28 protein-coding genes are annotated in these 17,562 nt (G+C 40.8%); 8 read left to right on the top strand and 20 right to left on the bottom strand.

The features are described from left to right. Nucleotides 1–77 precede the first annotated feature (77 nt). Nucleotides 78–365 (top strand): HesB/YadR/YfhF family protein, encoded by a 288-nt coding sequence (locus M1D98_RS09490; RefSeq protein ID WP_010328564.1) that lies wholly within the window; start codon nucleotides 78–80, stop codon nucleotides 363–365. 28 nt (nucleotides 366–393) lie between these two features. Here M1D98_RS09490 and M1D98_RS09485 read toward each other — a convergent pair whose 3' ends face one another. From M1D98_RS09485 to acnA, 7 genes are all read right to left on the bottom strand, one after another. Further along, nucleotides 394–693 (bottom strand): hypothetical protein, encoded by a 300-nt coding sequence (locus tag M1D98_RS09485; RefSeq protein ID WP_121642659.1) that lies wholly within the window; start codon nucleotides 691–693, stop codon nucleotides 394–396. 15 nt (nucleotides 694–708) lie between these two features. Beyond that, entirely contained in the window at nucleotides 709–1,125 is a 417-nt protein-coding gene (locus M1D98_RS09480) for a YbgC/FadM family acyl-CoA thioesterase (RefSeq protein WP_010328562.1), read from the bottom strand. A gap of 83 nt (nucleotides 1,126–1,208) precedes the next feature. Beyond that, nucleotides 1,209–1,460 (bottom strand): small acid-soluble spore protein Tlp, encoded by a 252-nt coding sequence (gene tlp / locus M1D98_RS09475; protein WP_121642658.1) that lies wholly within the window; start codon nucleotides 1,458–1,460, stop codon nucleotides 1,209–1,211. A gap of 35 nt (nucleotides 1,461–1,495) precedes the next feature. Continuing rightward, complete coding sequence (locus M1D98_RS09470) at nucleotides 1,496–1,642, bottom strand: acid-soluble spore protein N (RefSeq protein ID WP_010328560.1); 147 nt, start codon at nucleotides 1,640–1,642, stop codon at nucleotides 1,496–1,498. A 64-nt stretch (nucleotides 1,643–1,706) separates the two neighbouring features. Next, nucleotides 1,707–1,832 carry an FbpB family small basic protein gene (locus M1D98_RS09465; protein WP_003328742.1) on the bottom strand — a complete coding sequence of 42 codons (126 nt, stop codon included), beginning with the start codon at nucleotides 1,830–1,832 and terminating at the stop codon, nucleotides 1,707–1,709. A gap of 79 nt (nucleotides 1,833–1,911) precedes the next feature. Continuing rightward, a complete protein-coding gene (locus M1D98_RS09460; RefSeq protein WP_268538684.1) occupies nucleotides 1,912–2,424 on the bottom strand; it encodes a redoxin domain-containing protein in 513 nt (170 codons plus the stop codon). 70 nt (nucleotides 2,425–2,494) lie between these two features. Then, a complete protein-coding gene (acnA, locus tag M1D98_RS09455) occupies nucleotides 2,495–5,224 on the bottom strand; it encodes an aconitate hydratase AcnA (protein ID WP_010328558.1) in 2,730 nt (909 codons plus the stop codon). A gap of 226 nt (nucleotides 5,225–5,450) precedes the next feature. Between acnA and sspO the strand changes: the two genes are divergently transcribed. From sspO to M1D98_RS09435, 4 genes are all read left to right on the top strand, one after another. Beyond that, a complete protein-coding gene (gene sspO / locus M1D98_RS09450; protein WP_003221239.1) occupies nucleotides 5,451–5,597 on the top strand; it encodes an acid-soluble spore protein SspO in 147 nt (48 codons plus the stop codon). Between the two features lie 31 nt (nucleotides 5,598–5,628). Continuing rightward, complete coding sequence (locus M1D98_RS09445; protein ID WP_003221237.1) at nucleotides 5,629–5,775, top strand: small acid-soluble spore protein P; 147 nt, start codon at nucleotides 5,629–5,631, stop codon at nucleotides 5,773–5,775. A gap of 80 nt (nucleotides 5,776–5,855) precedes the next feature. Then, a complete protein-coding gene (gene cotM, locus M1D98_RS09440) occupies nucleotides 5,856–6,248 on the top strand; it encodes an outer spore coat protein CotM (protein ID WP_121642655.1) in 393 nt (130 codons plus the stop codon). Between the two features lie 232 nt (nucleotides 6,249–6,480). Then, nucleotides 6,481–6,909, top strand: a complete 429-nt coding sequence (locus M1D98_RS09435) for a DUF2621 domain-containing protein (RefSeq protein ID WP_456280197.1) — start codon at nucleotides 6,481–6,483, stop codon at nucleotides 6,907–6,909. A 29-nt stretch (nucleotides 6,910–6,938) separates the two neighbouring features. Here the strand turns inward: M1D98_RS09435 and M1D98_RS09430 are convergent, their stop codons facing one another. From M1D98_RS09430 to ccdA, 3 genes are all read right to left on the bottom strand, one after another. Beyond that, nucleotides 6,939–7,430: a CcdC family protein gene (locus M1D98_RS09430; protein WP_082246301.1), complete on the bottom strand. Its 492-nt coding sequence runs from the start codon at nucleotides 7,428–7,430 to the stop codon at nucleotides 6,939–6,941. A gap of 77 nt (nucleotides 7,431–7,507) precedes the next feature. Continuing rightward, a complete protein-coding gene (locus M1D98_RS09425) occupies nucleotides 7,508–7,870 on the bottom strand; it encodes a response regulator (RefSeq protein WP_010328597.1) in 363 nt (120 codons plus the stop codon). A gap of 87 nt (nucleotides 7,871–7,957) precedes the next feature. After that, on the bottom strand, nucleotides 7,958–8,665 hold the full coding sequence (gene ccdA, locus M1D98_RS09420; protein ID WP_010328596.1) for a cytochrome c-type biogenesis protein CcdA: 708 nt from the start codon (nucleotides 8,663–8,665) through the stop codon (nucleotides 7,958–7,960). Between the two features lie 216 nt (nucleotides 8,666–8,881). Here ccdA and ynzD point away from each other — a divergent pair, with 216 nt between their 5' ends. Further along, nucleotides 8,882–9,055, top strand: a complete 174-nt coding sequence (gene ynzD / locus M1D98_RS09415) for an aspartyl-phosphate phosphatase YnzD (protein WP_121643736.1) — start codon at nucleotides 8,882–8,884, stop codon at nucleotides 9,053–9,055. Between the two features lie 72 nt (nucleotides 9,056–9,127). Here ynzD and M1D98_RS09410 read toward each other — a convergent pair whose 3' ends face one another. The 6 genes from M1D98_RS09410 to yneA form a co-directional block, all read right to left on the bottom strand. After that, complete coding sequence (locus M1D98_RS09410) at nucleotides 9,128–9,346, bottom strand: YneF family protein (protein WP_003221221.1); 219 nt, start codon at nucleotides 9,344–9,346, stop codon at nucleotides 9,128–9,130. Between the two features lie 85 nt (nucleotides 9,347–9,431). Continuing rightward, nucleotides 9,432–9,878 (bottom strand): sporulation inhibitor of replication protein SirA, encoded by a 447-nt coding sequence (gene sirA, locus M1D98_RS09405; protein ID WP_010330657.1) that lies wholly within the window; start codon nucleotides 9,876–9,878, stop codon nucleotides 9,432–9,434. A 152-nt stretch (nucleotides 9,879–10,030) separates the two neighbouring features. Beyond that, the gene (gene tkt, locus M1D98_RS09400; RefSeq protein WP_456280196.1) at nucleotides 10,031–12,034 is read right to left on the bottom strand and encodes a transketolase; all 2,004 of its coding nucleotides are present in this window, start codon (nucleotides 12,032–12,034) and stop codon (nucleotides 10,031–10,033) included. A gap of 168 nt (nucleotides 12,035–12,202) precedes the next feature. Further along, complete coding sequence (locus M1D98_RS09395) at nucleotides 12,203–12,436, bottom strand: DUF896 domain-containing protein (protein ID WP_010330660.1); 234 nt, start codon at nucleotides 12,434–12,436, stop codon at nucleotides 12,203–12,205. Between the two features lie 63 nt (nucleotides 12,437–12,499). Continuing rightward, nucleotides 12,500–13,153, bottom strand: coding sequence for a YneB family resolvase-like protein (locus M1D98_RS09390; protein ID WP_268538682.1), 654 nt, complete (start codon nucleotides 13,151–13,153; stop codon nucleotides 12,500–12,502). A gap of 18 nt (nucleotides 13,154–13,171) precedes the next feature. Continuing rightward, nucleotides 13,172–13,489 carry a cell division suppressor protein YneA gene (gene yneA, locus M1D98_RS09385; RefSeq protein ID WP_121642651.1) on the bottom strand — a complete coding sequence of 106 codons (318 nt, stop codon included), beginning with the start codon at nucleotides 13,487–13,489 and terminating at the stop codon, nucleotides 13,172–13,174. 148 nt (nucleotides 13,490–13,637) lie between these two features. Between yneA and lexA the strand changes: the two genes are divergently transcribed. Then, entirely contained in the window at nucleotides 13,638–14,255 is a 618-nt protein-coding gene (gene lexA / locus M1D98_RS09380; RefSeq protein WP_010330663.1) for a transcriptional repressor LexA, read from the top strand. A 384-nt stretch (nucleotides 14,256–14,639) separates the two neighbouring features. Here lexA and M1D98_RS09375 read toward each other — a convergent pair whose 3' ends face one another. Continuing rightward, nucleotides 14,640–15,059, bottom strand: coding sequence for a hypothetical protein (locus M1D98_RS09375; protein WP_252685733.1), 420 nt, complete (start codon nucleotides 15,057–15,059; stop codon nucleotides 14,640–14,642). 82 nt (nucleotides 15,060–15,141) lie between these two features. Beyond that, nucleotides 15,142–15,564 carry a metallothiol transferase FosB gene (fosB, locus tag M1D98_RS09370; protein ID WP_121642649.1) on the bottom strand — a complete coding sequence of 141 codons (423 nt, stop codon included), beginning with the start codon at nucleotides 15,562–15,564 and terminating at the stop codon, nucleotides 15,142–15,144. A gap of 205 nt (nucleotides 15,565–15,769) precedes the next feature. On the opposite strand from fosB, the gene M1D98_RS09365 reads away from it, so the two are divergent. Beyond that, nucleotides 15,770–16,222: a YndM family protein gene (locus M1D98_RS09365; protein WP_026014541.1), complete on the top strand. Its 453-nt coding sequence runs from the start codon at nucleotides 15,770–15,772 to the stop codon at nucleotides 16,220–16,222. 26 nt (nucleotides 16,223–16,248) lie between these two features. On the opposite strand, the gene M1D98_RS09360 is transcribed toward M1D98_RS09365, so the two are convergent. Both M1D98_RS09360 and M1D98_RS09355 read right to left on the bottom strand, forming a co-directional pair. Beyond that, the gene (locus M1D98_RS09360) at nucleotides 16,249–17,007 is read right to left on the bottom strand and encodes a poly-gamma-glutamate hydrolase family protein (RefSeq protein WP_456280195.1); all 759 of its coding nucleotides are present in this window, start codon (nucleotides 17,005–17,007) and stop codon (nucleotides 16,249–16,251) included. Nucleotides 17,008–17,237: 230 nt separating this feature from the next. Continuing rightward, nucleotides 17,238–17,552: a hypothetical protein gene (locus M1D98_RS09355; RefSeq protein WP_268529996.1), complete on the bottom strand. Its 315-nt coding sequence runs from the start codon at nucleotides 17,550–17,552 to the stop codon at nucleotides 17,238–17,240. Between the last annotated feature and the right edge of the window lie 10 nt (nucleotides 17,553–17,562).

Below are 17,562 nucleotides of genomic sequence, written 5' to 3'. Positions count from 1 at the left end.
CTTCTCTTTTGACACAGAATAGCCTAATACGTTTATAATAGAGAAAATTCAAATGAAGAACAAAGGGGTGTTCTGTTATGAATATGACAATTAAAGAAGACGCACTGAACTGGTATAAAGAAGAGCTTGATTTAGAAAGCGGAGACCAGGTTCGCTTTTTCGTCCGCTACGGCGGCTGCAGCAATGTACAAAAGGGATTTTCCCTCGGTGTGGCGAAAGATGCCCCACAAGAGGCTGGAGCCACTGCAGAAGCCGGCGGCATTACCTTCTTTATTGAAGAGAGTGATCTATGGTACTTCGATAACCACGACCTTTTAGTCAGCTACTCAGAGGACGCTGACGAACCGGTTTTTGAATACCAATAAAAAGGAACGCACACGTGCGTTCCTTTTTTTATATATGAAATCTTTTAAGATGATCGGTCAGGTTCTCTTGTTCCAAGATATACTTCTGTGTTTCACCCAGCAAATCAAAGTGAGGAAATTCACTTTTTTTATGTATCCATTCTTTTTTTAAACCGTACGCCGCTCCCCATTGAATCAGCTTATCAATATCTGCACAGCCTGCTTTTGTCACAGTCTTTGCTTCCGGAAACCGGTCATCCAGCCAGTAATGTGTTAAAAATGCGATGTCTCCTCTTTTCACTGCTTGTTTCCACCGGTTGAGTTCCTCCCGCTTCACACCAAACGCCATTTTTCGTTCACTTCCCTATTTTCTGGCCTTTTCATATGCTGCGTGCCAATCAGGGAAAGCTTTACGAAACTGAATAGGCTTAAAGCTTTCTTTATCCACACAAATATGAGATGAGGTGGCTTCTATAGAAAGCTCACCGGCCGGATTATAAATATGATAACCATAGACGGTTTTAAACCCGTTGTATTCCTCTATCCATGTATGCACAACCGCGGTTTCTCCGTAATGAAGCGGCTTTTTATAGGAAATATTGATATCAACGACTGGTGAGAGGACGCCTCTCTTTTCCATATCACTGTACAAAAAGCCTAAATCTTTAATGAGAGCCGTTCTGCCGACCTCCATCCACACAAGATAATTTGCGTGATAGACAATCCCCATTTGATCTGTTTCTGCATAACGCACTTCTATTTCTTTTTTTGATACCTGCAAGATTACTCTGCTCCCTTAACGTCAATTTAGCCCCATTTTACCATAATCAAATCAGAAAGAAAAAAACCAGGTTTCCCTGGTTTTTATGAACGGTATCCGTTTTGTCTCGCTGCGGATTCGTCTTGAATTTCATTGCGAAACGCTTCAATGCTCTGTTCGCGTCTAGCGTTTTTTTCTTTGATGTGCTGCTTGTCTTCTCCTGAAGCAAATTCCATTGATGCTTCTGCTTCTTCCATGTTTTCGATTGTATTTTGAACCATATCCTGCAGTTTTTCTACATTATCAGAACGATCATCAGGATTAGGGTGCTGATATTGATTTTGTTTTTTTGTCATGTGGATGAACCTCCTAAATATATACTCGATTCGCGCTACTCGCCTTTTGTCTGCATGATGATCGGCTGCTGTCCGGACTTATCCTGCATTTTTTCCCCTTTATTGGCTCTATATTTTACAGGCTTCGTACCCAAGTGGCTTGGAGCAAATTGAGGCTGACCGTTTTTCTTGTTGTTTCCCATGTTTATCCCTCCTCAATAGATAGGATTCTCAAAAGGAGGGGTAAACATGAATACAATTTAAAGGTTATTTTTGCTTAAATCGCTGTTCAAGCTTTTCCTCAAGCTGATGTAAATACTCTGTATTGGTCATCAGCTCTTTTTTGTTTTCCATGACGAGCTCATGAAACGAACGCTTTCTCATCTTCTTCACTCTTCTCACCTCCGCATACTCATTTATTTTTTCCAATTCTGAAAACTTGTAAGCATGCCTGAACATAAAAAAACTGAATCTAATCAAGATCCAGTTTTTGTTTCATTTCTTTTTTTGTCATGGTGCCGATATGGATGTCTTGAATCATGCCTTTTTCATCTAAGATATACGTCGTTGGGTATGACATCACGTTATAGTCAGCATTGATCCCTTTTTTATCAATCAGAATAGGAAATGTTAATTCATACGTATCAGCAAATGCCTGAACCTGTTTCTCGCTTTTCTCAGCTGAAGTGAAATTAACCGCAACAACTGATAGTTCGTCAGCGTGTTCTTTTTGCAGCTGTTCCATCGCTGGCATTTCCTGACGGCAAGGTTTACACCAAGTTGCCCAAAAATTAAGGAGGACTTTTTTGCCTTTTGTGTCTTGTAAAGAGCTTCTCTCTCCTGATAACGTTTTCAAAGAAAAATTGGGTGCTTGCTGTCCCTCTTCAATTCCGACTTCTTTTTTGCTGTATGTTTGATACAAATTCCATCCCGTATAACCGGCAAGCATAATGAGCAAGATCCCTGCGAGCCATTTTTTCATCATATGCCACCTCCGCAGCACATTTTGTCATAAAAAGAAGAGAAAGCGACATGCCTTCTCTCCTATCAATTCATCAGGACTGTTTCATTTTTTCACGAAGCACCATTTGCAGGATGCCGCCATGGCGATAGTAATCAATTTCAACTTCACTATCAAAGCGGACAAGCGCTTCAAATGTTTTTACATTTCCAGCTTCATCAATCGCTCTTACCGTAACGATATCACGAGGGCGTACGCTTTCATCAACATCTACCTCGATCACTTCTTTACCGGTTAAGCCGAGAGTTTCCGCATTTTCACCTTGCTTAAACTGAAGCGGCAGCACACCCATGAATACGAGGTTGCTTCTGTGAATTCTTTCAAAGCTCTCAGCAATGACCGTTCTGATGCCGAGAAGATTTGTTCCTTTTGCCGCCCAGTCACGCGAAGATCCCATACCGTAGTCTTTTCCAGCTAATACGACAAGACCGGTTTTATCTTCTTTGTATCTCATGCACGCATCATAGATTGATGTTACTTCACCAGTCGGCCAGTACGTTGTAAATCCGCCTTCGGTACCCGGCGCGATTTGGTTTTTGATGCGGATGTTGGCAAATGTTCCTCTCATCATGACTTCATGGTTTCCGCGGCGGGAGCCGTAGGAGTTAAAATCACGAGGAGAAACCCCTTTCTCTTGCAAGTACTTACCGGCAGGCGTGTCTTTTCCGATTGCCCCCGCAGGAGAAATATGGTCCGTTGTGACGGAATCGCCAAATTTACCGACAACACGCATACCTTTCAATGGTTCAACCTTGCCTGGTTCAACAGACATTTCTTCGAAGAATGGCGGGTTCTGAATGTATGTTGACTCATTATCCCATTTATATAACGCTTCATCTGTCGTTTCAATCTCATTCCAGCGCTTGTTGTCGTCAAATACCGTTTCATACTCTTTGCGGAAGAGCTCAGGTGTCACAGTTTGCTTAACAAGTGAATTGATTTCGTCCATTGACGGCCAAATATCGTTAAAGTATACGTTTTGACCATCTTTGCCCACACCGATCGGATCGGTTTTCAGGTTAATATTCACCGTTCCAGCCAGCGCGTATGCCACAACAAGCGGCGGAGAAGCAAGATAGTTGCCTTTAACAAGCGGGTGAATACGTCCTTCAAAGTTACGGTTTCCAGATAGGACCGATGTAATCAGAAGATCGTTTTTCGCAACCGCTTCTTCGATTTCTGGTGAAAGCGGACCTGAGTTTCCGATACATGTTGTACATCCGTACCCAACCAGATTAAAACCAAGCTCTTTCATGTATGGAAGAAGGCCTGAATTCACAAGATATCCTGTAACGACTTTAGAACCCGGTGCAAGTGACGTTTTCACGTAATTAGGCACCTTAAGCCCTAATTCAACCGCTTTTTTCGCCACAAGTCCAGCTCCGATCAGAACGTACGGGTTTGATGTATTCGTACAGCTTGTAATTGCGGCAATGGCAATCGCACCCGTTTTCATCACTGTTTCTTCGCCGTTAAGGAGTTTAAACTGAATTTCTTTGTCTTCTTCTTCAGCTTGTAAACCGAATCCTTGGTTACCCGCAGGGCTGACCAAATGTTTTTTGAACGTTTCCTGCATAGCAGAAAGCGGGATTAAATCCTGAGGGCGCTTTGGACCTGATAAGTTTGCTTCAATTTGAGACAGGTCAATTTCAACCACATCAGTAAATTGAGGTTCTTCGGCATCTGGAGTGTAGAACAAGCCATTGCTTCTGCAGTATGCTTCGACGACATCAATATGTTCAGGGTCGCGGCCTGTCAGGCGCATGTAGTTGAGCGCTTCTTCATCCACTGGGAAGAATCCGCATGTCGCCCCGTACTCCGGAGCCATGTTCGCAATTGTTGCACGGTCTGCCAGCGGCAATTCAGCAACTCCCGGTCCGAAGAATTCAACAAACTTGCCGACAACGCCTTTTTCACGTAGCACCTGTGTCACTTTTAACGCCAAGTCAGTAGCTGTTGTTCCGTTCGGAAGCTTTCCGACAAGTTTCGCGCCGATTACCTCAGGAACAGGGAAGTAAGAAGGCTGTCCAAGCATTCCCGCTTCAGCCTCAATTCCGCCGACACCCCATCCGAGAACACCGATACCGTTAATCATTGTTGTATGTGAATCTGTTCCGACAAGTGTATCAGGATACGTGACAAGCTCGCCGTCTTCTTCAATGGCATGGACGACACTTGCCAGGAACTCAAGGTTTACCTGGTGGACGATACCTGTTGCAGGCGGCACTGCCTGATAATTATTAAACGCTTTCTTCGCCCAGCTCAAAAATTTATAGCGCTCTGCATTTCTTTCGAATTCCAAGTCCATGTTAATCGCTAACGCATCTTCCGTGCCGGCTTTATCAACCTGTACAGAGTGGTCGATAACAAGATCAACAGGAATTTCAGGATTGATTTTATCAGGATCTCCCCCGACGGCTGCCATCGCTTTACGCAGTGAAGCTAGGTCTACTACTGCCGGAACCCCTGTAAAGTCTTGTAAAATAACACGAGATGGTTTAAACGGAACGTCGATTTCCTTTAATTCGGCAGTTCCCCATTTTGCCAAATTTTCCACATGTTCTTTTTTGATCACGAATCCGTCAACTTGACGCAAAACAGATTCTAAAAGAACTTTGATGGAATAAGGAAGCTTCGAAACCTTCCCGACCCCTGCATCTTCCAATGCTTTTAAAGAGTAATAATGATATGTTTTCCCATTTGTAGTAAACGTTTTTCTCGCTTGGAAAACGTCTTTTGCCGCAGTTTTTTGCTCGTTTGCCATTCTCCAAAATCCCCCTTCAGATCAGATCATTCTCAGATGAACGTAAATTCCATCACAATTTTCTCACAATTTCATATTAAAACAAAATCATACATAAGTAAATATCAATGTTTTTATTAAATACAATAAGTTGGCCTTATCGGACAAATGTACCGGTAATTATTGCTGTTTATGATCTCTCATAGAACGCAACAAAAGAAGCCATATTATGACGGAGGTGATAATGGTGGTCAAAAGAAAAGCGAATCACGTCATTAACGGAATGAATGACGCTAAAAGCCAAGGCAAAGGCGCCGGCTACGTCGAAAACGACCAGCTTGTACTGACTGAAGCGGAACGCCAAAATAATAAGAAAAGAAAAACCAATCAATAACAACGAACTCTTTTCAGGAGGTTCTCATTTTATGACCAATAAAAATACTAGTAAAGATATGCATAAGAACGCCCCTAAAGGACACAATCCAGGCCAGCCGGAGCCTCTTAGCGGAAGCAAAAAAGTGAAGAACCGGAACCATACCAGACAGAAGCACAATTCAAGCCACGATATGTAAAAAAAGCAGACCTCAGTGTCTGTTTTTTTATGTGTTCACCCATTTCTGATCCGCCGCATATGATGGAAAGCAAGGTTGATATGTGGAGGAATGCTTCCATGACCCATTCGAAACGTAATGACGCTAATGATTTCGATAGTATGGATGAATGGCTTCGGCTATTCTTTGAAGACCCCTTCGCCTGGTACGACGAAACATTGCCTATTGATTTATATGAAACAAGTCAGCAATATATTATTGAAGCGGATTTGACTTTCTTGCAGCCAACACAAGTAACCATTACCTTGTCTGGATGCGAGTTCATCTTAAAGGTTAAATCGTCAGGACAGACCTTTGAAAAACAAATGATGCTTCCTTTTTATCTAAATGACAAAACCATTCAAACTGAATGCGAAAACCAAATACTCACAGTTGCCGTTAATAAAGAAACAGAAAAGGATTCTTCTTTTTCTCTTCAATTTCCTCTTAGCTAACATAAAAAGTCACTTTCATCCCCTATTATGAAAGTGACTTTTTTTCCGTCCGTTTATCGTCAAATACCCTCTAGTGCCTCTCCCATGGCCAAATAGCAGATTCACTATACAATAGAGTATGATCTACTATCTCTTTTGACTAGACGTCTATCACTTTTTTCTATTCTTTTTTTCCTGTGTTCTTCTAATCTCTCTTCGTATACAATATGGTTAGAATAAGGGGGTATGATTGATGCTGGAAGGCTGGTTTTTGTGGTTTATTCTGTTTTGGGTGATCGCGATGGTTGTCTTATTATCAATCGGCGGCTTTTTTATGTTTCGAAAGTTTTTAAAGCGTTTGCCAAAAGAAGACGGCAGGTCAGAGCTCGATTGGCAGGATTACTATATCGAAAAGAGCAGGCACCTGTGGAGCAATGAAAACAAACAATTTTTTAATGAATTGGTTTCTCCGGTTCCGGAGCTGTTCAGAGATGCAGCAAAAGCCAAAATCGCGGGTAAAATCGGTGAGCTTGCATTAAAAGAAAAGGCAGCAAAGATTGATCAGCAGCTTATGATCAGAGGCTATATTCTCGCAACTCCTAAAAGAGACCATACCTTCTTAAAAAGGCATCTGAGAGACAAAAAAATCGATCTCGAACCATATCAAGCTCTTCTTAAATAAAAACCTTTCCTGACAAGAGGAAAGGTTTTTTAATTCATTTGAATATTAGCTGACTGCAGCTCATTATGAAGTTTTCGGTATGACAAGTACATGGCGATTCTCCACGGCACAATCATACCGAAAGCCAGAATCCAGAACATTCCGCTCAGGGCGCCGTAATCAATTGATGTGCTCAAGATCGATTTCATCACGATTCTGATCACCAAAAGGCCGACCAATATAAATACAAATGCTTTCGAGCGTTTCATGTAAATTTCATTATTTTTAATTTCAAATTTAGACGTTTTAATGAGAAAAATAGAGAAAATCACGCCTAAAGTGATTGATTCTAAAAACTCTGCTCCAGTTACCCAAAATACCGGAAATAAAAACATTAACGCCCCCGTGCTCATAAAAATCGGCGGAAGAATGATCTTTTTCGGTGATACGGGCTTATCAGAAGACTTTATTCTGACCACCATCACAGCTACAGCCATTAACACAGCAAGAATCGATGAAACTATAATCATCATATTTATCATTCCTTTATTTCTAGGAGTGTTGATACTATATACTATACTCCAAAACAATAAAAAAAACCATTTGAAAAGAAATGACGTTAATGTCCCATAACGCGGCTGACAGCTTCTAGCACTTTTGTTTCCTCGAACGGCTTGACAATAAAATCTTTTGCCCCTAGTTCAATCGCTTCCGTTACAATTCTTTGTTGGCGCATAGCGGTGCACATGATAACCTTCGCTTTAGGATCGAAGGTTAAGATATCACGAAGCGACTTAATGCCATTTTTCACTGGCATTGTAACATCCATTGTCACGATGTCCGGCCGCAGTGTTTTATACAGGTTCGCTGCTTGCTCGCCGTCCGCCGCTTCACCTGCGATTATGTAATTTGCCTCCTCCAAGATCTCTCTGAGTTTCACTCTCATGAACTTGGCGTCGTCTACAACTAAAACTCTTGTCATATTCCCCTCCAAAACTTGATTTCCACAGATAATAGTCTTATTGTACCAAAAACAACAGCATGAGTAGTAGTGCGAAAGTAATTTATCTCAAAAACCAGTAAATCCTCCAAATAGATCCGACAGCAAAATAATGATCAGGCTCATCCAATTAAAGAATAATAGCACCCCGATCACAATCATCAAAACGCCTCCTGCTTTCATGATCAAAAGCTGGTTCTTTCTTATCCATTTCAGCTTTGTGATAAAAAAAGACATTAAAAGAAACGGAAGAGCAAAACCGAGAACATATAACATCATGTACGGCACCGCTGAGTCTGGATTTGTGTTTGCAAGCGTGATAACAGCCGCTAATATCGGACCGGTACATGGCGTCCATCCCGCCGCAAATGCCATTCCGATTAAGATGGAACCTAAAAAGCCGCCTGGCTTATGCTTAAAATGGATTCGCCTCTCTTTCATCATCGCCTCAGGCCGGAACACGCCAAGTGTAATGAAACCGAACAAAATAATAAGCAATGCGCCAATTTGCCGAATCGCATCGTGATAATCCCTAAACAGGCTGCCAATAAAAGATGTTCCATAGCCTAAAGCAATAAAAATGACTGAAAAACCAAGCAAAAAACACAAAGTATGAAACAAGCTTCTTCTCTGCAGCAGCAGCTTTTCTGTTTTCACATCATCCATGCTGACCCCTGTAATATATGACAAGAAAGCCGGGTAAAGCGGCAGGCAGCAAGGCGAAATAAAAGATAAAAATCCCGCTCCGAATGTCAAAAAATAATTCACGTCTCCCATGTCATCATCCCTTCACGATTTGACACTCCTTCAAATGACAAAATCATTTCATTTTTTTAACACTTTCACTTGAAGGATTTCTATTTTTAGAAAAAACTTATATAATTTAATTTGACATTGAGATATTGTACTCCTTCTCATTTGAAAATTAGTATAAAAATGGATATAATATAAACATTCACTTTGAAGATCTAATGTATGAAAGGATACATCCCTGTGATTAAAGAGCATCTATTAAATGAAATCGAAAAAAAAAGAGCAGAGCTGCTGCAAATTGTCATGGCGAACGGAATGACATCTCATATGACGATAGAGCTCAGTCAGGAGCTTGACCATCTTCTCATACAATATCAAAAGCAGCGCCTTCGAGCAGTAGCGGGTGACGAATGATTGCAAAATAAAAAACCCGTTAAGGGTTTTTTATTTTATAACCATGTTTCTCTATATCATAATCTTTACGTATTATTTCGTTTGATTATTCATGGCTTTCATCATTTGATTAATTTTCTTTTGAGAAGGTTTCATTCCCATTTGCATCATCATCATGCGTAACATTTGTTCATTAATAGGCGGATTCTTTTTAAGATAGCTCATCATATATTTACGAGCAATAAAAAACCCGAGTGCAACACCTATGAGCAATGCAACAACGCCCACTAGGATGCCAACCCATAAAGTCATTTTATTTCCTCCTTCATGTTGTCTAGTTTAAAGTGTACTAAACCAAAAGCTATTATACAACATTTACATCTCTTTTTCTTCGGTTTTAGACAAAATTTCTTTCTTTCACCGGATTTAGCCATCCATAACGCTTCGAATTGAAATCCATTGCCAGAAAGCACGGGCTTACTTTCCTCAACACTTCAAAGAAAATCGTTTCTGCCTCGTAATGTCCTGAAGCCACAATCTCTATCATGTTCTCTTTCATCATTAACGTCGCGTGGCCTTTTGCTTTCGGCAAAGCTAATCTATAAATATAATCCAGCTGCCTGTACTCCACATTGCTTAAATTCATTTTTAACCGCTGATGCATATGTAAAATCGGGATTGGCTGTGTAATATATTGAATCTGTTTCTCTGTCATTTCATATCGCTGCTTTGTTAGGCTTGTCCAATGATAGTCTTGAAACAGCTCAAACATAACCGATTCCCGTCCGAAATAGTGGTTGGCAAATTCCTCTTTTATCAGGTACGTATAGTAGTGACGTTCCATCTTTTCATCCCCTTTTCCAGCAGCAAGTGATTTGCACTCTATTATACAAAAGAAGAAAAGAAAGAATTGTCTATTACTGTTAAACAGCCAATACTATTTTTGTCGGATATACAAGAAAAAGAGGATGATTTGACTCATCCTCTTTGAAAGACTTACTTATTGAGTAGTGCTTTGACTCGGTTCACTACGTTTGGAACTGAGAAGCCGTATTCATTGATGATGGTTTCACCAGGAGCGGATGCACCGAATCGGTCTATGCCGAGCACATCTCCCTCAAGTCCTGTGTATTTGCCCCATCCGAATGATGCGCCCATTTCAATTGCAAGACGTTTTTTCACATCTGCAGGAAGGACGGCGTTCTTGTATTCGATTGATTGTTTGTCAAAACGGTCCATTGATGGCATGCTGACAACAGAAACATCGATATTTTCTTTTGCCAATTCAGCCTGCGCTTCAATCGCAAGACCTACCTCAGAGCCTGAAGCGATGAGAAGAGCGTCAGGTGTTTCGCTTTTAGGTTTAGAAACGACATACGCACCTTTTTCTACTCCTGCCAATGCTTCTTCAGCTGTTTGGTCAATTGTCGGAAGGTTTTGGCGTGTCAATACAAGCGCTGTTGGCTGTTCAGTGCTTTGCACCGCGAGCTTCCATGCAGCCGCTGTCTCATTGCCGTCTGCAGGACGGATCAAGGAAAGATTAGGCATCGCACGGAGTGAAGCAAGCTGTTCAACAGGCTCGTGTGTCGGGCCGTCTTCACCAACCGCAATACTGTCATGTGTGAAGACATATGTGACAGGAAGACCCATTAATGCTGCAAGGCGAATCGCCGGACGCAGGTAGTCAGAGAAGACGAAGAAAGTTCCACCGAATACACGAAGTCCGCCATGGAGCGCCATGCCATTTAATGCTGCACCCATCGCAAATTCACGAACACCAAACCAGAAGTTTTTGCCTGAGTAATCAACCGCTGTAAAATCACCTTCATTTTTAATTGTTGTTTTGTTTGAACCCGCCAGGTCAGCAGATCCTCCAACAAAGAAAGGAATTTTTTTCGCAAGTCCGTTAAGAACTTCACCGGATGATGCACGGGATGCCAAGCTGCTTCCTTTTTCATAAACAGGAACCTCTTGATCCCAATCCTTCGGAAGCTCTCCTTTAATTGCCAGTTCAAGCTGTTCAGCAAGTTCAGGATAAACTTCTTTATATTTATTGAATTGGGCATTCCATTCTTGTTCCTTTTTCTCGCCTGACTCTTTAACCGCTTCAGCGAAATGCTCATAAACTTCTGAAGGAACGTAAAAATCTTCTTCATACGTCCACGCGTATGCTTCTTTTGTTAATTTGCTTTCCTCTTTACCAAGCGGAGCACCGTGAACACCGGATGTGCCGGCACGGTTAGGTGAACCAAATCCGATCGTTGTTTTCACTTCGATTAATGTAGGTTTCTTTTCATTTTGGCGTGCTTTTTCAATAGCCGCTGTTAATTCTTCAATATTATTTCCATCCTCAACATAAAGAACTTCCCAATTCATTGCTTCAAAACGCTGCTTCACATTTTCAGAGAATGAACGGTCGAGATCTCCATCAAGAGAAATGTCATTAGAATCGTATAATACAATCAGACGGCCAAGCTGAAGGTGGCCTGCAAGTGAAGCTGCTTCAGAAGAAATACCTTCCATTAAATCACCATCACCGCAGATACTGTATGTATAATGATCGACTACGTTAAATGAATCGCGGTTGTAAGTTTCCGCTAAATGGCGTTCAGCGATAGCCATTCCGACAGCCATGGCAATTCCCTGGCCGAGCGGACCTGTTGTCGCATCAACACCGGCAGTATGTCCGAATTCCGGATGTCCAGGTGTTTTGCTGCCCCACTGGCGGAATCCCTTAAGATCTTCGATGCTCAGATCAAACCCGCTTAAATGAAGCATGCTGTATAAAAGTGCTGATCCATGTCCGGCAGATAAAACAAAACGGTCACGGTTAAACCAGCCAGGGTTTGACGGACTTACGTTCAAAAATTTTGTCCATAGTGTGTATGCCATTGGAGCTGTCCCCATTGGCATTCCTGGGTGACCAGAATTTGCTTTTTCAATAGCGTCTATTGAGAGTGTGCGAATGGTAGCAACCGATTTCTTTTCAATTGTATCCATAAAAATCCCCTTCCTTATGTGTTGTACCCTTACATCATAAATGTCTGACGACTTTTTCTCAACTGTTTCAGCTTAAAATTGAGAGAAACTTGTTGAAATTTGTAACATAAAAGTTTTGCTTATAGTATATGCAAAAGAGGAATACGTTATTGCCGTATTCCTCCTCTATTAGTGAAGTTTATTATTTCTTTTTTCTTTTTTAAGTTTTTCTGGTGTAACATCATTGCCTTCTGGGTCAATGATTTTCACACTTTTTAATGTGTTTTTCATAGAAGAGCGAAAACCTTTCAGGTACTCTTGACGGAGCTTTTGCTGTTCGGCTTTTTCTTCTTCTGTTATAACGCCAGCTTTGGCCTTGGCAGCAAGTTCATTAATTCTGGCAATTTTTTCGTTTGAAATCATGTTAAACTCCTTTATTGCATTTTGCCTATATACTACTAGATCAAAAAGAGTTTTACAACTGATTCAATCGGTTGTATCGTCATTCTCTATGTATTCCTGAAACCGCCGGTGGACTGTCGCTTTAGACACATCATAGCCAAACCCCCTGAGCGTAGCCGCAATTTCTGCGAACGTCAGTTTATTCGCCCTTAAGCGGACAATCTCTGAGATGGGCACCTCTATTCTTTCTTTTCCGCTGTTTTCATGTTGTTTTTTCAGGTTTTTTTGCGGTTTAAAACCGTTTTTCACTGCACGTTTCATGCCCCGTTTGATTTTCATGTTGTGAATTTTCCGCTGGTACTCTTCCACAATGCTGACGATCTCCAGCACCATCGAATCAGCCTCCGATAACTCCAGTTCGCCTTTATGAGCGGTTGTATAGACTTTCACACCTTCTCTATAGATGCAATGAAGCAGTGCGATTTTTGCATTTCCCCGTCCGAGCCTAGTCTCATCCTGAACCAAAATGACATCAATTTCAGAATTCTTGATCTCATCAAGCAGCCCAAATACACCATCCCGATCCATTTCATATCCGCTTGCTTTTTCGGAAATCACTTTGACGACTTCCATGCCGTTCTCGGCCGCAATGGCCGTAAGCTCCTCCTCCTGCCGCTTTAATGACGTCTCCTGCTGTTCTTTATTTGTGCTTACGCGGGCATAAATGAGTGCTTTCATTTTTTCTATCTTTCCTCTCTATCTTACAGTTGCCAATTCATATGCATCCTGATGCTTTTTTTTCAACGGAATCACCAATTCATCTCCCGGCTGGATATCAGTCGTCTGAAGATAATTTTTATCAGCTACCCATTCAATAAAATCTTGTTTGTTCATTTTCTTTTTATCTGTTACCTGGTCAGCTATAGACCAAAGTGTATCGCCTTGCTGGACTTCTATTTTAACATACTGATTAAGCTCCTGGCCGCTGCTTGAATATGACAGCAAAAGGATAACCGCGCTCAAAATCACTGTGAACAGACCGACAAAAATAATAGATTCTTTACCCATGATCATAACCTCCGACAGGAATGTTTGTTCGCTTTTTATAATTTCAGTATATACGAACAAATGTTTCTGTCAATTGTTTTTTCGAACCTATGTTTGTACTGTCAGGAAAATCATGCTATAATCTTCTTAAAATCGACGTTTTGAGGTGCGAAAAATGACGAAGCTATCAAAAAGGCAACTTGATATCCTCAGTTTCATTAAAGCAGAGGTTAAATCAAAAGGATATCCGCCTTCCGTAAGAGAGATCGGAGAGGCTGTCGGGCTTGCGTCCAGCTCAACTGTCCACGGCCACTTGGCCCGTTTGGAAACAAAAGGGCTGATCAGACGAGATCCGACAAAACCAAGAGCAATAGAAATTCTTGATGAAGAAGTAGACATTCCGCAAAGCCAGGTCGTTAATGTACCGGTCATCGGGAAAGTCACGGCGGGATCTCCTATTACAGCAGTAGAAAATATTGAAGAATATTTTCCGCTTCCCGACCGTATGGTTCCCCCAGACGAGCATGTGTTTATGCTTGAGATTATGGGAGACAGTATGATTGATGCAGGTATTCTCGATAGGGATTATGTCATCGTTAAACAGCAAAACACAGCGAACAACGGGGAAATTGTCGTTGCGATGACAGAAGATGATGAGGCTACGGTAAAACGTTTCTATAAAGAGGATACTCACATTCGCTTACAGCCTGAAAACCCAACGATGGCACCGATCATCCTACAGAATGTCAGCATTCTAGGGAAAGTGATTGGCGTGTTCAGAACCGTCCATTAATCTATTGAACTATCAAATGATGAAATAACCCTCTCTTCCTCGATGAAGAGGGGGTTTCTTGTATAAAAAAAAGCAGGCTCGCCCTGAATTTTAGGTGCGAGCCTGAATAGGAGGAAAAAGAACATCATGTTTACACCACAATTATCCATCAATTGATTGTTGAAGTCAAGAAATATTCTTTCCTTCAGGAAACTTTTTATCAAAATGCTGTCTATCAAATATAGACGTAATCTGCTTAAAAATGTTTTATGTTTAGGTCGGGGAATGATATGGCCTCAGATATTATCGAGTGAGCGCGGCGATTAAATTAATATGAAAATTTAGCACATAGTTTAGTTAGTTCTTTTTAATGTAAAAAAACAGCTCACCTTATGATCATGAGCTTCAATCAAAATGAAAATATTGAATACCATAACTCCCTTTTACCCGAACGTTTGTACAGTTTTCCGAATGTTCTTCTGCAAAGATACGGTATCGATGAAATGGATCAATTGAAATCTTATCTTGAGCACTAAAATCAAACCAGTTGCCTCTGAATTGTTTCGTGCTCAGCGTGGTATATTGCCCGGTAAGTCCCATCCGTTGAAGTTTAAACTCAACCGAACAACTTTTAGCTCCCAAGATCGTAAACTGATAGCCTAAAAAATACTCGATAGCCGGAACATCACTTATGTTTTCCAAAACAAACGACTTAGTGTTGTCATTTAAAGTAAAATCGGTTTTGTGATCAAACTCTAATGCTGACGCATGTGTACAAATGCCTAAAAAACACGCCAAAACTGCCGTTAAAACCACTATTTTCATTTTCAATCAAACCCCTCCCTTACCATATTTTACTCTTTCCTCACGTTTATGTATATGTTCTTTGGGAAATCTCGAGGACGCTTCAATCATAAAATTTCATATGTGTTTTTTCCTGTTTATAAAACTGAAGTCTGTCTTGAAGGGTTCCAGTATGAAATTCAAATTTATGGCCGTCAAGGTCGGTAAAATAAATAGACTTTCGATCGCGTTCATTTCGTTCTCTGCCAGGGAGAATATTGACATGAAGCCTTTTTAATTTTGCTAATATGTCTTCAAATTCACGATCTTGAATAGTAAAAGCAATATGTGTATAAGATGCCTTGATGTCATTTCTCGGAATGTCAGGCTCTTCATTAAGTGCAAGCCAGATGCCATTCAAATCAAAATATGCTGTTGTTCTTCCCTTGACCAGCAGCTTGGCATCAAACACTTTGCAATAAAAATCGATCGATTTGTCCAAATGAGAAACAGAAAATAACAAATGATTGATTCCTTGTATCTCCACAATAAAATCCCCCTCTAAGGCTGATCAACCATATGTACGTTTTTGCACCAAGAAAGTTTCATGCAATAAGAAAAAAATACCAGTGTAAACAAAATCGGATTGTTTAAAATAATGACTGTTAAATGGGTTCAACTAAATTGCTTAATGTGTTTATCATTCATTACTGCAAAGGTTTTTTCATAAAAATAACAATGTAGGTGATCAAATGAAACATCTCATTGCACTAGCCTCAAAGATTGCTTTCACTCTCGCCCTTTTATATGTGATATTAGACAGGGTCTACTACGCATCGTTTTTAAGTGTGATGTTGATTGCGATTTTCTTAGGTTTTGTCTCATACCTTTCCGGTGACATGCTCGTTCTTCCAAGAACAAACAATATTACAGCTTCATTAGCTGACTTTGGACTTTCATTCGTTTTGATTTGGGTCTTTGCTTTAACCCAAACAAGAAATGATTTTTCACCGTTTGCAGCCGCTCTTCTTTCCGCTGTCTGCCTGACTGTTTTTGAATACTTTTTTCATCGGTATTTACTGAAGAATGTGCTGGATGAAACATTCCGAAATGAACTGACAGCCAGAGATAACACACTACAATATCAAACAGAAGCCGCTGATGAGATGTATCCTGACGTTACAAACGAGAAGCATGAGGAATAGGAGGCCGACTTATCGCCTCCTATTTTTCAGTAATTACTTTTCAGAAAACGGGACATTACTTCTGTAAAATCATAAAATCTCTCATTTTGAGTAACAGATCTGCTTTTTAAAGAAAAAATGCCGAACAAAGATCTTCTAAAACCTGTGCTCATTTCGATCTGGATACTCAGCCCTGTTTTTGATTTATTTGCAATGTTATTCGGACTAACGCCTGCATGCGGGTGGTCCGTACTAAGCAAGACAGCTGGAAAACCTGCATTTTGCAGTTCTTCAACTAAACCTGCAGCTCTTTCGCGATCTGTACCGCCAACTTCAATCTGCTGATCTTCTTCTGCATACCCGTGCAATGAAATGACATATTCGTGGTTTTTCGTCATCCTCAAGGCTCTGGGTTCATCAAAATGCGTGCTCGTAATATGCAGTGCAAAATTTCCTGACGATTTTAAGCCTTCAAATACATATATCGAATACTCTTTGCTCAGCTCTCTGGCTACTTCACTTGTCCCGCCTTCAATCCCTCCTCCATGAATGGCTAACACAAGGACAGGGTGTCCGGCTTCTTTCGTTACAATACGGTAATCTGAAGGCTCTTCATTGTTTTTTAATTCCTCAAAATTCTGATAGACATCTTCAGCGTAAATTGAAGAAATGGGAATGAACATCACAAAAACAATGAATAATTTAACAATTTTAAAAGTTGATGGGAAACGTTTGACTATGTTACAATCAACATGCTTCAGGGAATGGAGCAAACGGCGGAGCAGGGATACTTTGGCCGGTTTCATCTACTCCGCCTCTAAGTCCAAATCAACAGGATGTCGGTTTCTTTGAGGCTTTCGCACGAATTCTCTCGTCCTCCTTGTTAAATTTTTGTTAAATTCACAATATTATATACCATTAGCCCGGGCGCTGTTCTTCCCATTTCTGAATTTATGAAAAGGAATTGGCCCCGCTTGTTTCCCAATTCCCATATCTAACACAAAAAAAACGCACCTGCTCTTGGCTTGTGCATTTTTTATTTTCTATCGCTTCTTCGTTTCTTTGCTTTATTCAATTTCATAATGTTTTTTTCAATTTTTCTTATTTTTCGCCTTTGCGGGATTGTTTTCACTTCATAATAAACAGCGATAAATCCGCTTAAAGTTACTGCTGCGATGTAAAGAAAACGGCGTTTGATAAATCGGCCAGCGCGCCTGTGATTCCCCTTCTCTTTTTCCAGCCTTTCGATCACATCTTGATCGAACAGCTGATCGACATACACTTGTTTCATTCCCACTGCAAATCCAACAGCCAGCCAAAGAACCAGAAATAAACTGATATAAAACATCATTAATCCCTTC

The organism is Bacillus sp. K7 (assembly GCF_053903245.1).
Note: the sequence above shows the minus strand (reverse complement) of the source record. Positions and strands in the feature narration are given on the sequence as shown.